At 74.3% G+C, this 15030-nt stretch carries 16 protein-coding genes; 11 read left to right on the plus strand and 5 right to left on the minus strand.

Annotation, left to right across the window (positions count from 1 at the left end; translation table 11 throughout):
- Window positions 1-155 precede the first annotated feature (155 nt).
- A complete protein-coding gene (locus tag ABWK59_RS03825; protein WP_354637868.1) occupies window positions 156-824 on the minus strand; it encodes an RICIN domain-containing protein in 669 nt (222 codons plus the stop codon).
- Between the two features lie 287 nt (window positions 825-1111).
- Here ABWK59_RS03825 and ABWK59_RS03830 point away from each other — a divergent pair, with 287 nt between their 5' ends.
- Window positions 1112-2005, plus strand: coding sequence for an NAD-dependent protein deacetylase (locus ABWK59_RS03830; RefSeq protein ID WP_420492726.1), 894 nt, complete (start codon window positions 1112-1114; stop codon window positions 2003-2005).
- 144 nt (window positions 2006-2149) lie between these two features.
- On the opposite strand, the gene ABWK59_RS03835 is transcribed toward ABWK59_RS03830, so the two are convergent.
- Window positions 2150-2611 carry a DUF5709 domain-containing protein gene (locus ABWK59_RS03835; RefSeq protein ID WP_354637869.1) on the minus strand — a complete coding sequence of 154 codons (462 nt, stop codon included), beginning with the start codon at window positions 2609-2611 and terminating at the stop codon, window positions 2150-2152.
- 582 nt (window positions 2612-3193) lie between these two features.
- On the opposite strand from ABWK59_RS03835, the gene ABWK59_RS03840 reads away from it, so the two are divergent.
- The 4 genes from ABWK59_RS03840 (at window position 3194) to ABWK59_RS03855 (ending at window position 5786) form a co-directional block, all read left to right on the plus strand.
- On the plus strand, window positions 3194-3394 hold the full coding sequence (locus ABWK59_RS03840) for a hypothetical protein (RefSeq protein ID WP_354637870.1): 201 nt from the start codon (window positions 3194-3196) through the stop codon (window positions 3392-3394).
- A gap of 281 nt (window positions 3395-3675) precedes the next feature.
- Window positions 3676-4005, plus strand: coding sequence for an STAS domain-containing protein (locus ABWK59_RS03845; protein ID WP_354637871.1), 330 nt, complete (start codon window positions 3676-3678; stop codon window positions 4003-4005).
- A 509-nt stretch (window positions 4006-4514) separates the two neighbouring features.
- The gene (locus tag ABWK59_RS03850) at window positions 4515-5213 is read left to right on the plus strand and encodes a response regulator transcription factor (protein ID WP_354637872.1); all 699 of its coding nucleotides are present in this window, start codon (window positions 4515-4517) and stop codon (window positions 5211-5213) included.
- Between the two features lie 171 nt (window positions 5214-5384).
- A complete protein-coding gene (locus ABWK59_RS03855; RefSeq protein WP_354637873.1) occupies window positions 5385-5786 on the plus strand; it encodes a pyridoxamine 5'-phosphate oxidase family protein in 402 nt (133 codons plus the stop codon).
- A 32-nt stretch (window positions 5787-5818) separates the two neighbouring features.
- Here ABWK59_RS03855 and ABWK59_RS03860 read toward each other — a convergent pair whose 3' ends face one another.
- On the minus strand, window positions 5819-6262 hold the full coding sequence (locus ABWK59_RS03860; RefSeq protein ID WP_354637874.1) for a DUF2871 domain-containing protein: 444 nt from the start codon (window positions 6260-6262) through the stop codon (window positions 5819-5821).
- A gap of 143 nt (window positions 6263-6405) precedes the next feature.
- The gene (locus ABWK59_RS03865; RefSeq protein ID WP_354637875.1) at window positions 6406-8247 is read right to left on the minus strand and encodes a GAF domain-containing sensor histidine kinase; all 1842 of its coding nucleotides are present in this window, start codon (window positions 8245-8247) and stop codon (window positions 6406-6408) included.
- A 334-nt stretch (window positions 8248-8581) separates the two neighbouring features.
- On the opposite strand from ABWK59_RS03865, the gene ABWK59_RS03870 reads away from it, so the two are divergent.
- The 4 genes from ABWK59_RS03870 (at window position 8582) to ABWK59_RS03885 (ending at window position 13432) form a co-directional block, all read left to right on the plus strand.
- Window positions 8582-10051: a multicopper oxidase family protein gene (locus ABWK59_RS03870; RefSeq protein WP_354637876.1), complete on the plus strand. Its 1470-nt coding sequence runs from the start codon at window positions 8582-8584 to the stop codon at window positions 10049-10051.
- A gap of 188 nt (window positions 10052-10239) precedes the next feature.
- Window positions 10240-11859, plus strand: coding sequence for an alpha/beta hydrolase (locus tag ABWK59_RS03875; RefSeq protein ID WP_354637877.1), 1620 nt, complete (start codon window positions 10240-10242; stop codon window positions 11857-11859).
- 178 nt (window positions 11860-12037) lie between these two features.
- On the plus strand, window positions 12038-12916 hold the full coding sequence (locus tag ABWK59_RS03880) for a universal stress protein (protein WP_354637878.1): 879 nt from the start codon (window positions 12038-12040) through the stop codon (window positions 12914-12916).
- Window positions 12917-13027: 111 nt separating this feature from the next.
- A complete protein-coding gene (locus tag ABWK59_RS03885) occupies window positions 13028-13432 on the plus strand; it encodes a DUF7144 family membrane protein (protein WP_354637879.1) in 405 nt (134 codons plus the stop codon).
- Window positions 13433-13451: 19 nt separating this feature from the next.
- On the opposite strand, the gene ABWK59_RS03890 is transcribed toward ABWK59_RS03885, so the two are convergent.
- On the minus strand, window positions 13452-14114 hold the full coding sequence (locus ABWK59_RS03890) for a class I SAM-dependent methyltransferase (protein WP_354644818.1): 663 nt from the start codon (window positions 14112-14114) through the stop codon (window positions 13452-13454).
- Here ABWK59_RS03890 and ABWK59_RS03895 point away from each other — a divergent pair.
- Window positions 14114-14416, plus strand: a complete 303-nt coding sequence (locus ABWK59_RS03895; RefSeq protein ID WP_354645202.1) for a hypothetical protein — start codon at window positions 14114-14116, stop codon at window positions 14414-14416. The two genes, ABWK59_RS03890 and ABWK59_RS03895, sit on opposite strands and share 1 nt — an antisense overlap.
- The gene (locus ABWK59_RS03900; RefSeq protein WP_354637880.1) at window positions 14413-14988 is read left to right on the plus strand and encodes a helix-turn-helix domain-containing protein; all 576 of its coding nucleotides are present in this window, start codon (window positions 14413-14415) and stop codon (window positions 14986-14988) included. Before ABWK59_RS03895 ends, ABWK59_RS03900 begins: the two co-directional genes overlap by 4 nt.
- The last annotated feature ends 42 nt before the right edge of the window (window positions 14989-15030 follow it).

The following is a 15030-nucleotide window of genomic DNA, read 5'->3' on the forward strand; positions in this document are numbered from 1 at the left end:
CCCACATCATCCGTCCGGGAGGACAGCCTCCCGGCTCCATCAATCGATCATGGTGTGCCGAGGGGCCGCGGTGGGCCCGGACGGCGGAAATCTCTCGGTCGCCCGAGCGAAACCCTTCGGTGCGCGTCGGCGGTCCGGGGTGGCCCCGACCCCGGTCAGACCACCTGCGGGGGCCGCGGCGCCTGCGACGGGCGACCGGACCGGTCCTTGGACCCGCGCGGGGACTGCGCCGTCCACCAGGACCGCGGGTCGTCGCACCGGCCCACCGTCAGCCGCTCGCCGTACCCGTGGTCCAGGAGGCAGCCGCCCAGGTGCGCGCGGATCCGGAACCGCTCGGCGAACCGTCCGAGCCGCTCCCAGCCGCCCGGGCTGTCGTCGAACGTCCACAACTGCGCCGGGTGCCCGGCGGGGACGTCCGGCAAACGGTCGTGCTGCAGGTACACCGAGTCGTCCGGGTCCGTGGTCAGCAGCAGCGGGCCGCCCCCGTCCGTGCTCGCCAGCAGCGACTGGACCACCAGCTCGCCGCTGGCCGACACACGCACCAGCCACTCCTGCGAGTCCCGGCCGCTGGCCGGCATCGCACCGACCGCGGCACCGTCGGCCGCCGTGGACGGCGCCGCACCGAACGCCTGCATCAGCATGCCCGAGTACTCCGCCGCCAGCACGGTCAGACCCACCTGCGGCCGCGGCACCGGCCCCTCGGGCGGGGCGGCGGGCGCGAGGTCGACGACGTAACGGCCGGTGGCCCCGGCCAGCAGCAGGACGGGTACGGCGGCGACCGCCAACGTGGTCTTCACCGCCGACCGGGCAGGTCGATAGGACACCAGGAACTCCCCCGTGAGACTCGGCCGGCGCAGACGGCAGCCGACCCGACCCGCAGAGCGGGCCATTTCACGGTAGGCAGCGGACACCCCCGCACACATGACGGTCCCCACCGAAAACCTTGCGGCCGGGTACGCGAAGAAAGGGGCGCGGGGAACTGCGCGACAAGGGGACAGCTGACGCGAGCTGTCTTCCGCTGCCCGCAGTTCCCCGGCGCCCCTCGGTGGTTGACCAGATGCGTTCCTCAGGCGTCGGCCCGGGGCGTGGGGCGGCCGGTTAGGCTCGGGGCATGCGTGTGCGTCCGATGGTGGAGTGGTCGGGGGGCGGCGGCGGGGGTGGGCCGGAGGCCGGTGTGGCGGAGGTGGTGCGGCTGCTGGCGGGCGGGAACGTGGCCGTGCTGAGCGGTGCGGGCCTGTCCACGGAGTCCGGTATCCCCGACTACCGGGGCGAGACCGGCAGCCTGCGGCGCCGTACCCCGATGACGTACCAGGAGTTCGTGGGGAGTGAGGACGGCCGCCGCCGCTACTGGGCGCGGAGCCATGTCGGCTGGCGGACGATCGCCCGGGCGGAGCCCAACGCCGGGCACCACGCCGTGGAGTCGCTGCGCCGCTCCGGCCACCTGGCGTCCGTGATCACCCAGAACGTGGACGGCCTGCACCACGCCGCCGGTACCCGCGACGCCGTCGAGCTGCACGGCGGTCTGGACCGGGTGGTCTGCCTGGGCTGCCGCCGTACGAGTTCCCGCGAGGAGCTGGACGGGCGTCTGCACGCCCTGAACGCCGCGTTCCGCGAGGGCGGCGCCGACGGTGTGCCGCGGCTCAACCCGGACGGCGACGTCGAGCTGCCGGACGCCCTGGTCGGCGGGTTCCGGATCGCCGCCTGCGAGGCGTGCGGCGGGATCCTCAAGCCGGACGTGGTGTTCTTCGGTGAGAACGTGCCCAAGGAGCGGGTCGAGCGCTGCTTCGCACTGGTGGACGCGGCGCGGGCGCTGCTGGTCCTGGGTTCCTCGCTGACGGTGATGTCGGGGCTGCGCTTCGTCCGGTACGCGGCCCGCACCGGCAAGCCCGTCGCGATCGTGAACCAGGGCGACACCCGCGGCGACGCGTATGCGGCGGCCAAGGTCTGCCTGCCGCTGGGCGCCGTTCTGACCGAGCTGGCCGACCGTCTGGCGCAGCCCCGCTAGCACGCCATCCGACGCCCCTGCCCTCCGGGCAGCGGGCCATGACGCCCCGTCAGCCGCGCGCAGTCACCTCCGCAGCCACCTCCGCAGCCACCTCCGCAGCCACCCTCCGAGCCGCTCTCCGGCGGGCCGGAGCCGCGGTGCCGCTCAGGTCAGGCCGAGCGCTTCGGGGTCGTCGGTGGTGTGCATGGCGGCCTCCTCGGCACTCGCCGCGCCGCCGGAGATGCCGACGTCGTCCGCGACCAGGTCGCTGCGCGCGTCGGCGGCCAGCACCAGCCGGCCGCTCCGCACCTCGCCCGCCTCCGGGTCGATCAGCTCGCCGTCGGTGCCGTAGGTGTCGCCGATCCCGTCCCCGTCGAAGTCGGCGACCTCCGGCAGCTCGGCCCTGAGCCGCTGCTCGAAGCTCTGGCCCCGCTGCTGCTCGGCGGCCGTGGTGCCGAACCGCTCGACTCCCAGCGGCCGCTCCGGGGCGGCGTACCCCTCGTCGAGGGCCGAGTCCAGCCCCCGGTCCTCGAGGGTGTCCTCGGGCTCCAGCGGCCCGATGTCGTCCTGAACCTCGGAGCCGTCGGGCTGGTAGACCTCGTCGCCCATCAACTCTTCGTCCGACATGTGATTCTCCTTCGCCGGCCACGACACCTCGCACTCTGCGGTGGTGTCCGCCCGCAGCCTCCGGGCCGGGCCCCGGGCTCCGCCTGACCGTTCCCGTCGGATGCGCGGGTCCTGCCCGCCGGTCCGCCGCGAACGGTCGGTCGAACCCTGGTACCGACGCCACCGGGAGGGAACACCGCCGGGCCGCGCCCGGACGGGCCGGACCCGGGCCCGTCGGCGCCGGTCCGCGGGGTGCGGTGGCCGGCAGCCGGCTGCGGCGGACTCCCGCCCGGTGACCGGGCGACCGCCTGCACCAGGGAGGTCCCTCCCAATGTCCCATTACGCGCCCGGCTCTGCAGTCGGTGGCTCCCGGTGACCCCGCTCCCGGCCCGTCCGGCACTCCGGCCCACGCCCCGACAGGCGCCCCGACCTGCGGCCCGACAGGCGCCCCCACCTGCGGCCCGACAGGTACCCCGTCGGCGGCGTCGCGGATGCGGCTCGCACCCTCCGCACTCGCCGCACTCGCCGCACCGGCTCATGGGCGTGGGAGAGCCGCCGGAGTAGCATCGATCGTGTCCTGACCGATGGCGGTGGGAGCGTCCGATGAGCGGCGGAAAGCAGCAGCAGCCTCCGCACCCGCTGGCCGACATGGAGGAGGCAGGTCTCGGCGACGACCTGTTCTCCAGCCGGTCCCCGCGGGAGCACCCCGTGCGCAGCGTCGAGGAGGATTCCTACGCCGGGTCCGACGACCTCTACGGTCCGGGCTCCGCCCTCGCGCCGAACCCGGCCGACCGGGAGGAGTGACGGGCTCCCCGACCGGGCCGAGACCTCCGGCGGGAGCGGGCCCTTCCGGGTCGGACCCACCGGCCGGGGGCAGTGCGGCCGCCACCCGTTCGGGCTCGGTCCGCGGACCCGGGACCTTCGGCCCTGACGGGTCGGGACCTGAAGGTCTCGCCGCACCCCCACCCCTCCTGATGGGGTGTCAGTCGCAGCCACGCCCCGACCGGGCGGCCCGGGCTGCCGCACGACCTCCGGAGGCCGCTTTGACTCATGCCGCACCGACACCGGACACCGTGATCGCCTCGGTGTCCCGCCCACCGACCGGGCACGAGACGGTCGTACGGCTGCGCGGCGAACTCGACGCCCTCTCCGCCGCGAGCATCGAGCCCCGGCTGCGGCCCCTGGCCGCCGACCGCAGCCGCGACCTGGTCCTGGACCTGACCGCGGTGACCTTCTGCGACAGTTCCGGCGTGGCCCTGTTCGAGCGGCTGAACGAGCAGCGGATGGCGTCCACCACCCTGGTCCTGCGCGGACTGGGGCGGCAGCCACGGCGGGTGATCTGCCTGATGGGGCTGGACCGGGTGCTGACCTGCGAGTCCGAGATCCCGGTGGGCCGGCCCGCGGCCCGGCACTGAGCCGCAGCACTCGGCCGCAGCACTCGCCGGACGGCGCTGTCGACGGCGCCGGTCCGACGCCGCCGGTCCGACGGCGGGACGAACGGCCAGGGGCCGCTCCACCCGACTCCTCCCGACAAAGGGGGGACCGGGGTGGAGCGGCCCCCACGCCGCTTCCACCCCGGTCCTCCGGGCGGTCGTCCGACCCCCACGCCGGACGGAACCGCTCCCCACGCTGACTGGAACGTAGGGGGCCGAACCAAGAGTTCCCTCGGCCTCCACCAGCATGCGGCAGATCACCCGATCCGGCCGAGGGCCCAAGGTCCCGATCGCCGGCCCATCGGTCCCGACCTGGGCCGGTCCGCCCCTCCCGCGCGGGTGCCGGTGTGACCGTGATCGGCCAGGCCACTGGTCATGTCCGCGCGAATAGGGCCCTCCGGCCCTATCGGCGGGGGTCGCCCGGCAAGCAGACTCCCACCGAGGGCGGTCCGCCGGGAGCGGGCGGCCGGAACACGGGGTTCGGAGCGGTGATGGCGGAACAAGCGGGGATCGAAGCGGCGGGACCGGTACGGGTGTTCCTCCTGGACGACCACGAGGTGGTCCGCCGGGGCGTACACGACCTGCTGGACTCCGAACCGGACCTGCTGGTGGTCGGCGAGGCCGGCACCGCCGAGCAGGCGCTCGCCCGGATCCCGGCACTGCGGCCCGACGTGGCCGTGCTGGACATGCGCCTGCCGGACGGCGACGGGGTCACCGTCTGCCGGGAACTCCGCTCCACCATGCCCGAGTTGGCCTGCCTCATGCTCACCTCCTTCGACGACGAGGACGCCCTGCTGGACTCGATCATGGCGGGCGCCGCCGGGTACGTGCTCAAGCAGATCCGGGGCACCGACCTGGTCTCGGCGGTACGCACGGTGGCCTCCGGCCAGTCGATGCTGGACCCCGGTGCGACCACCCGGCTGATGGCCCGGCTGCGGAACGACCACGCCGCGCCGACCCCCGACTTCCCCCAGCTCACCGAGCGCGAGCGGCAGATCCTGGCGCTGGTCGGCGAGGGGATGACCAACCGGCAGATCGGCCAGCGGCTCTACCTGGCCGAGAAGACGGTCAAGAACCACATCTCCCGGCTGCTGGCGAAGCTCGGCGTGGAACGCCGGGTCCAGGCCGCCGTCATCGCCACCCGGACCCTCGCCGCCCAGGACGGTCGGCCCGCCCGGACGCCGGAGTAACGGGTGGCACACGGGGTACCGGCCGAGCGTTCCGGCCCGGCGGCGGACGGAGCGGCGAGCGCGGCAACCGGCGGCGAGGCGGCCGACAGAGGGCCGTACGGCGGCCGTACGGCGGGGCTTCGGGACCTTGGACCCCTGGTCCCGGCCCCGGCCGCGAACGAGGATCGATCCATGACACCCGACCACGAGCTGACCGAGACCCGGCTGAACCTGCGGCGCCTCGCCGGAGCCCGGGTCGGCCGCATCGTCTACACCGTGGGCGCCCTGCCCGCCGTCCTCCCCGTCCGGTACCGGCTCGACGGTGACGGCAGCGTGGTGATCCACGCCGCCGCCCGGTCCCAGCTGGTACGGGCCGTCTCCGGCGCCCTGGTCGCCTTCGAGGCGGGCGAGGTCGCCGAGGACGGCACCGGCTGGAGCGTCACCGTCCTGGGCCGGGCGGACGTCGCCGACGCGCACGCCCGCCGGGCGGCGGCGGAGGCTCCCGTCCCGGAGACGCTGCCGGTGACCATCCGCATCCGCCCCGAGCTGGTCAGCGGACGGACCCTGCCGGACGCCGACACCCGGGTCGCCTGACGGCCGACTGGAGGTTGCTCGGCTTCCACGCCCTACACCGACTCGGCCACGGCCTCGGGGTCGGCGGCCGTGTGCGTGGCGGGGACGCGCTTGCCGAGCAGGGTGAACAGCAGGACCAGGCCGACGGTGATGACGATGTGCCCGAGTCCGGCGATCCCGGACACCGCCTCGGGCACGGAGTGGCCCAGGACGGTCATCGTGCCGCGGTAGGTCATCGTCAGGACGGTCAGGGCGAGCCCGGCGTTGTACGTCCAGAAGAAGGCCGTAAAGTGCCGCGAGCCGGACAGCCGGAACAGCTTGTCCAGGGCGAGGACGATCAGGAAGACCAGCATGCCCAGGGCCAGCAGGTGCGTGTGCACCACGGACAGCTGGGTCTCGCCCTCGAAGTGGTGGGCCTTGGTGAGTTCCCGGTAGTACAGGCCCGAGATGACGCCGAGGATCATGTAGACGTGGGCCGCGTGCAGGGATCTGCGCATGCTGACGACTCATCCGTTCGTGGTCCGGGGAAGGGTGGCGTACCGCCGCCCCCACCCTTCACCCGGGCCACCGCCGAGGTCAACGTGGATATCCGGAATACCCCTCGCCGATTGGCGAGTTGGGGCCCGGCCGGCTCCCGGCGTCATCGTGCCAGGGGGGCGGACCAGGTCAGCCGGGTGCCGCCGGCGGGCGGGCCGGAGAGCTCGAAGGTGCCGCCGAGGCCGGTCGCCCGCTCGGCCAGGTTGCGCAGGCCGTTGCGCGCCCGGCCGCGGTCGTCCTGGGCGGGTACGCCGACGCCGTCGTCCTCGACCACCAGCACCACCTGGTCGCCGGTCGCCCGGAGCACCACCTCGACCCGGTCGGCCCGGGCGTGCCGGGCGGCGTTGCTGAGAGCCTCCCCCAGCACCGCCACCACCTGGTCGGCGACGGCCGGCGGCACGTCGGTGTCCAGCAGCCCCTCCATGCTGAGGCGCGGCGCGAACCCGAGGGCCGCCTGGGCCTCCCCCACCACCTGGACGGCGCGGGCCCGCAGGCCCTGGTCGGCGCCCTCCTCCCGGGCCCGCAGGCCGAAGATGGTCGATCGGATGATCTTGATGGTCTCGTCCAGGTCGCCGACCGCCCGCAGCACCCGGTCGGAGGCCCCCGGGTGGTCGATGAACCGGGCCGCGCTCTGCAGCGTCATACCGGTGGCGAAGAGCCGCTGGATGGCCAGGTCGTGCAGGTCGCGGGCGATCCGGTCGCGGTCCTCCAGCATCGCCAACTGCTCGGCGTCCCGGCGGCGTTCGGCCAGCTCCAGAGCGAGTGACGCCTGGTCCGCGAACCCGAGCAGCGGGCCGATCTCCCGCTCGGTGAACTCCGCCGACCCGGCGTCCCTGGCCAGCAGCAGCACCCCTTCCACCCGGCCCTCGACCCGGCCCAGCGGGACCGCCACCGCCGGGCCAAGACCCCGGTACCGGGCCGGCCCACCCACCCGCTCCGGACCGCCGGAACCCCCCGTCGCGCCGTCGCCCACCAGCCGGGGAGCGGTCACCGCGGCACCCTGCGCGAACGCCTCGCCGGGCAGGGTGCCCTGCACCGCCACCACCGGACTCTCCGCACCCGCACCGCAGTCCCGACCGTCCGAACCACCCGAACCACCCGAACCACCCGGACCACCCGGACCGTCCAGCCCATCCAGCCCGTCGCGCCCGTCCGGCCCGAGGCCGCCGCCCGGCCGCGGCCCGGCGCCCGGCTCGGCGCGCAGCGCCGCCCGGCCGTCCACCGGCACCAGCACCTCGGCCAGCACCGCCCCGGTGATGTCCCGCGCCCGCTGCGCGATCAGGTCGACCACCTGGGTCCGGGAGCTGCCGGAGAGCAGGTTCCGGGTGATCTCGGCGCTGGCGCTGAGCCACCGCTGCTGGCGCTGCGCCTCCTCGAACAGCCGGGCGTTGTCGATGGCGACCCCGGCGGCCACAGCCAGGGTGGCGATCACCGACTCGTCGTCCGCGTCGAACTCCTCGCCGCCGCGCTTGTCGGTCAGGTAGAGGTTGCCGAACACCTCGTCCCGCACCCGGACGGGCACGCCCAGGAACGTCCGCATCACCGGGTGGTGGGCCGGGCAGCCGAACGACGCCGGGTGCCGCTTCAGCTCCCCCAGCCGCAGCGACTCCGGGTGCCGGATCAGCTCGCCCAGCAGCCCCTTGCCGGTCGGGTACGGGCCGATCCGGGCGATCTCCTCCTCGCCGAGGCCGACCGTCAGGAACTGCGAGAGGCTCTCGCCGTCCGGGCCGATCACCCCGAGCGCCGCGTAGCGGGCGTCCACCAGGACGGCGGCCGCCTCGACGATCCGCCGCAGGACGTGGGTGAGGTCGAGTTCCCGCCCCACCGAGAGGACCGCCTCCAGCAGGCTGTGCACCCGGTCCCGGGTACCGCGGGCGGCGTCGATTCTGGCCTGGAGCTCCTCCAGCAGCTCGTCCAGCCGCAGCTGCGGAATCCGCGACCGCATCTCCTGCCCGCCCACAGGCCCTCCCTCGGTGACAGTCCGAACGACCGATTCTGGCAGATCACGGGTCGCCCGGGCGGCGGGTCGGGGAGTGTCGGGCCCGGCCTGTTCCCGGGCGCCCCGCGGATCTCCTGACGGACCGTCCGCCCGCTCTCCCGCCCGCTCTCCGGATCGCCCTTCCGGGCGCCCTCCCACGGGTCTGTCCGGGTACTTCGGAGCCCGCCCGCTCGTGCTGTCAACGGTCGCGGCCGGTCCGGGCGGTATACCGGTTGGACGGGCCGGCGGCCAGGCTCGGCGGCCCGGGCCGGCCCACCCATCCCGCGCGAAAGGGGCGCCCATGCGTTCGCTCGTGAACAGACGCCAGTTCCTGGCGCTGGCCGCGGCCTCCGGTCTGACCACGGCCTGTGGCACCGCCCCGCCCGAGCCGGACCCCGCCCCGCCGGTCGACGTGGGCACCCCGCTGCGGGTGCCGCCGCTGCTTCACCCGGACCCGGGCCCGGACGGCGTCCGCCACTACGAGCTGACCCTGCAGGCCGGGGAGACCGAGATCCTGCCGGGGAAGCAGACCCCGACCTGGGGCTTCAACGGCCCGTTCCTCGGCCCGACCCTGCGGGCCGCCCGCGGCGACCGGGTGCGGATGTCCATCCGCAACACGCTGGGCGAGGCGAGCACGGTGCACTGGCACGGCCTGCGGCTGCCGGCCGCGATGGACGGCGGGCCGCACCGGCCGGTCGATCCCGGCGCCGAGTGGACCCCGGAGTGGGAGATCGACCAGCCCGCCGCCACCGCCTGGTACCACCCGCACCCGCACGGGAAGACCTCGCTCCACCTCTACCACGGCCTGGCCGGCGTGTTCGTGATCGACGACGGACCGGACGCCGGACTGCCCTCCGAGTACGGCGTGGACGACGTCCCGCTGATCCTCCAGGACAAGATGTTCGCCGAGGACGGCTCCTTCTCCGGCGACCCGCTCAAGGGCCCGTTCGGCATCCTCGGCGACCACGTGCTGGTCAACGGCGTGTACGACCCCGGGTTCGCGGTGCTGACGGAGCGGGTGCGGTTCCGCGTCCTCAACGCCTCCAACGCGCGGATGTACACCCTGGAACTCTCCGACCGGCGGCACTTCCAGGTGGTCGGCAACGACCGCGGGCTGCTCGGCACGCCGGCCGAGGTCGACCAGGTGCCGCTCACCCCGGGCGAGCGGGTGGAGATCGTGGTGGCCTTCACGCCCGGCGAGCAGGTGGTGCTGCGGACCGTGGACAACGGGCTGGACATCGGCAAGGGGGACTTCGACCTGCTGCGCCTGGTGACCGCGTCCGAGCTGCGCCCCACCCCTGCCCCCGGCGAGCAGATCGTGCCGTTCACCGCGATCACCCCGGCGGCCGACGCCCGGGTGCGGCACTTCACTCTCAACGCCCGGGACTCCATCAACGGCCGGACGATGGACATGGCCCGGATCGACGAGGTGGTGCCGACCGGCGCCGTCGAGATCTGGGAGGTGGAGAACTCCGCCTCGTCCCACAACTTCCACATCCACGAGGTCTCCTTCCAGATCCTGGACGTGGCCGGCACGCCGCCGCCCGCCCACTCCGCCGGCTACAAGGACACCGTGTTCGTGCCGACCAGGAGCACCGTCCGGCTGGCCGTCCAGTTCGGCCGGTACGCGGACCCGGGGGCGCCGTACATGTACCACTGCCACCTCCTGCGGCACGAGGACGCGGGCATGATGGGCCAGTTCGTGATCGTCGAACCGGGGACCGAGGACACCGTCTCCCGCACCCTCCTCCTCGCCCACCCGGGCCACTGACCCGGGACCGTCGCCGCGAACGGTCCCACCCGTCCGGTGAGTTGACGATCAGTCAAGATCACCTATTCACAGTATATTTATGCGGCAAAACGGCTAATTGCCAAAGGTTTTAAGGCCATTCAGTGGTCTTCCCTCCGCGATCTCCGACTGGAAGGCTGGGCGCGCCCTTTCAGTACGGAGGAGGTTCCTTGTCCCGCATATCCACCCTGACCGGAGCGGTCGCCTGTGCGCTGGCCCTCGTCACCGGGTCCACCGTCGCCGCGACGGCCGCGCCGGTGGACCCGGCGCCCCAGGCGGTGGCCGAGGCAAAGGTCGACCCGGTCGCCTGGACACCGTGCAACCCGGATCCGTCCAAGCCGGACCCGAAGATCTACGACTGCGCCGTCTACCCCGTGCCGCTGGACTACGCCCACCCGGAGGGCGAGAAGGTCGGCATCGCGATGATGCGCCGCCGGGCCGGCGACCCGGCGAAGCGGATCGGCTCGCTGTTCCTCAACCCCGGCGGCCCGGGCGGCAGCGGCTACCTGTGGGCGACCACCACCCGGTTCGAGCCGGTCGTGCAGGAGCGCTTCGACCTGGTCGGCTTCGACCCGCGCGGGGTGGCCAGGAGCAACCCGCTGCGGTGCTTCGGGACCGCCGAGGAGGCCGACGCGGTCTTCGACCGGATGACCGGAGTGCCGGTCACCGGGGCCGAGGTCGACGGGACCCTCGCCGCGACCCGGGACTACACCGACGCCTGCGGCCGCAACGCCGGCCGGCTGATCGAGCACATGTCCACCATCAACGTGGTGCGCGACCTCGACCGGATGCGCCGCGCCGTCGGCGACGCCCAGCTGAACTTCGCCGGGTTCTCCTACGGCACCCTGATCGGCGCCACCTACGCCAACATGTACCCGGACAAGGTCCGCGCGCTGATCATCGACGGCAACGTCGACCCCAACCTGCGCCTGCACAACGGCCTGGAGTACGACCGGCAGCGCGCGGACGGCTTCGAGATCGCGCTGGCCGAGTTCCTGAAGCGCTGCCAGACGGCCGGCGCCCCGCGCTGCGCCTTCGGCGAGGGCGACACCCGGGCCCGGTTCGACGCCCTCCGCGACCACCTGCGCACCTCCCCGGTCACCCTGCCGGACGGCACGAAGGTCACCCTGAGCAGCTTCACCAGCCAGGTCGCCAACGCCCTGTACGCGCAGAGCCGGCAGGCGCCGCTCGCCAAGTCGCTCCAGGCGCTGGACCAGGTGGTGCAGGGGCAGCAGGCCCCGTCCCTGGCCGCCGGCGGCTCCGCCTCCGCCGAGGACGCCAAGGTGCTGGCGGTGACCGTCCCCTCCGCGCTGCGCGAGGCCCCGGCGGACACCCCGTACACCGCCGACGACTCGTACTATGGCGTCAACTGCCAGGACAAGCCGTACCCGTCGAACCCGCAGGTGTTCCCGCTGCTGGCCCGCGCCTGGGAGTGGCAGTCGCCCACCTTCGGCCGCTACCAGGCCTTCGACGCCCCGGCCTGCGCCACCTGGCCGGCCCCGGCCCGCGACGTCGAGCGGTTCAGCGGCCCGTGGAACCGCCGCACCGCCAACCCGGTCATGGTGATCGGCAACCTCTACGACCCGGCCACCCAGTACGTGTTCGCGCAGCGGATGCAGCGGCAGCTCTCCCGCGCCGTCCTGGTGACCGTGGACTCGGTGGAGCACTGCGCGGTCGGCCGCAGCAAGGCGCTCAACGCCCTGGTCACCTCGTACCTGGTGGACAAGGCCGTGCCGAAGCCGGGCCAGGTGCTGAAGCCGGACGCGGAGCCCTTCCCGCCGGTGACCTGACACCCGGGTGAACCGGGCGGGGGCGGTGGCCGGGACACCCCGGCCGCCGCCCTCGTCGCGCGTGCGGCGTTCACCCGTCCGGCCGTACCACGCCGGGTCCGGGCCGCGCCGGTACAGTGCCAGTAGGGGGTCCTCGCGCGACCGCCGGGCGGCCGCCACGCACCACGGTGGAGGAGCCATGGGATCCGCCAGCGAACGCCGTCCGATCGTCCTCGGGATCGACGCCGTCGACGCCACACCGATGGCCGTCGCCTGGGCCGCCGACGAGGCCGCCCGCCGGGGGCTGCCGCTGCGCCTGGTCCACGCCGTCCCGCCGGCCAGCCGGGAGATCCGCGGATACGAGGAGTCCCGGTACCAGGAGGCGCTGCGCCGCACCGCGGACGAGGCCCTCGACAAGGCCTCGCTGACGGCCCGCGAACGGCACCCCGACCTGCACGTGGTCACGGCCCTCGCGGACGGCAGGCCGGGGCAGGTCCTGAGCCGGGAGTCCCACCATGCCGAGCTGGTCGTCCTCGGCTCGCGCGGGATGAGCCGGCTGGAGGAACTGCTCAGCGCGTACTCGGTGACCGTGCCGGTGACCGCCCAGGCCCACTGCCCGGTGGCGGTGGTCCGCGCGCCCGAGCACACCACCGAGAACCCGCCGTACCTGGTCGTCGGCGTGGACGGCAGCCCGTCCGCGGCCGCCGCCGTCGACTTCGCCTTCGACCAGGCCGCGCTGCGCGGCGCCGAGCTGCGGGCCGTCTGGGCGTGGCAGTCCACGCTGATCGCCCACCTGGACGAGGAGGGCGCCATCGCCACGCTGCGCCGGCTGCTGGCCGAGACCACGGCCGGGCGCAGCGCGACCCACCCGGACGTGACGGTGAGCCACGAGGTGGTGCGGGGGCACCCGGTGGAGGTGCTGTCCGAGGCCGGCCGGCACGCGCTGGCCGTGGTGGTGGGGCGGCGGGGGCGCGGCGGGTGGACGGGCATGCGGCTCGGGTCCGTCCCGCACGGGCTGCTGCACCGCGCGCCCTGCCCGGTGATCGTGGCGCCCTCGGTGGAGGACGAACGTTCCTGACGGGCCGGTCCGGCCCGACCTGGTGATACTGAAGAGCGATGGCCCCGGTGCCGGTCACCGTGCGGCCCCGGCCGGCCCACGCCGGCCCGTCCGCTCACGAGGAGGCGGGACATGTCCGGGAACGTGCAGGACCGGGGGACCACCCACCCGGTGGCGAGCGGCGTGGTCGCCGTCACCGCCGTGATGATGCTGATCGCCGGGGTGCTCAACCTGCTGCGCGGCATCATGGCCATCGCGAACGACGAGGTGTACGCGACCACGCCGAACTACGTGTTCAAGTTCGACCTGACCGCCTGGGGCTGGATCCACGTGGTGCTGGCCGTACTCGCCGTGCTGGTCGGCGTCGGCCTGTTCCGGCTGGCGCTCTGGGCCAGGATCGCGGCGCTGATCGTCGCGAGCCTGCTGATCATCGCGAACTTCCTGTCGATCCCGTACTACCCGCTCTGGTCGCTCACGGTGATCGCGGTGTGCCTGGTCGCCATCTGGGGCCTGGCCGTGGTCCACCGCGACCGCTGACCGGGCGCGGCCCGGTTCCTCAGCCCGACACCGGGGGCCGGCGGGCCACCCAGAGCGTGCGCTCGGTGCGGAAGTCCAGGTCCTGGCGGCTGAGGACGCCCTCGGGGTCCGACGGGTCGAGGAGCAGGTCCAGCACCTCGGTGTCCTCGGGGTCCAGCCGGCCGTCCAGGGCGGCCCGCAGCCGGGTCAGCACCGCGTGGGCGTAGCGTCCGACGGAGTCCGGCAGCGGGCGGGGCGGCCGCGGGGCGTACCGCTGCTCGGCCTCGACGGTGAAGCCGGCCCGCTCCAGGGCCGGCGCCCAGTCCGCGGCCGGGTGCAGGGCGGCCTCCGCCGTCCGCGGCGCCGTCAGGGCCCGGCAGCGGTCCTCCAGTCCGGGGCGTCCGGTCCCGAGGTCGGCGGGCAGGAAGCGCGGGAGGCCGTCCGGCTCGACCACGGCCAGCAGGCCGCCGGGGCGGAGGGCGGCGAACGTCCGGCGCAGCGTGCCGTCCGGGTCGGCGAGGTGGTGCAGGGAGGCCGAGGCCCACGCCAGGTCGGCCGAGGGGCCGAGGTCCGGCCAGGGGGCGTCCAGGTCGGTCTCCACGGTGCCGAGCCGGTCCGCCGTGCCGCGCCGTTCCGCCGCCTCGCGCAGGCGCCGCAGCAGCTGCGGGGAGCGGTCCAGGGCCGTGACCCGGCTCCGGGGAATTGGTCGAGCAGCGCGAAGGTGCCTGCGCCGGTGCCGCTGCCCAGGTCGAGGATCCGCCGCACCGGGGTGTCGCCGGCCAGCTCGGCGAGCCGGCCGGTCAGCTCGGCGAGGTGGGTGCGCAGCACCTCGGCGTCCAGGTCGAGGATCTCGGCCCGGACGTCCTCCTCCCGACCGAGGGTGCCGGGGCCGGTGCCGTGTGGCGCGTGCCGGGGGTGGTGGTGACCGTGCTGGTGGTGCTCGGGGTGTGCCATGGGTCGACCGTACGAGAGCCTTGCGCCGATCGCATAGTCTCTTGCGTATGACGCAAGAAGACGGCGGTCTCGACACCCTGGTGCGCAAGCGGATCCGGGGGCTGCGGGTGGCGATGGGCTGGTCGCTGGACGAGCTGGCCGCGCGCTGCTACCTCAGCCCGTCCACGCTGAGCCGGATCGAGACCGGCCACCGCCGGATCGGGCTGGACCAGTTGACCGCCATCGCCCGCGCCCTCGGCACCTCGCTGGACCAGCTGGTGGAGTCCGCCTCCGACGAGGACGTGGTGATCCGGCCGCAGCACGACGCCGCGCGCGGGGTCACGCACTGGACGATGGTCCGCGACCCCCGGCTGACGGTGGCCCGGATGCGGATCACCGCGGCGCCCGCGAGCCGCTCCACCGAGCTGCGGGCCCACCCCGGCAGCGAGTGGCTCACCGTGCTGTCCGGCACCCTCGTCCTCCAGCTCGCGGACCGCCGGATCCTCGTCGAGGCCGGGCAGGCGGCGGAGTTCTCCACGATGATCCCGCACGCCCTCGGCGCCCAGGGCGGCCCGGCCGAGATCCTCGGCGTCTTCGACCCGGAGGCCCGCCGCACCCACCTGCCCGGAACGGGTCACGGGTAGCGAAAAACCACAGAGGGGCGCGTGGGAGGTACCCTCCCCACG

Source organism: Kitasatospora sp. HUAS MG31 (assembly GCF_040571325.1).
Classification (GTDB): domain Bacteria; phylum Actinomycetota; class Actinomycetes; order Streptomycetales; family Streptomycetaceae; genus Kitasatospora; species Kitasatospora camelliae.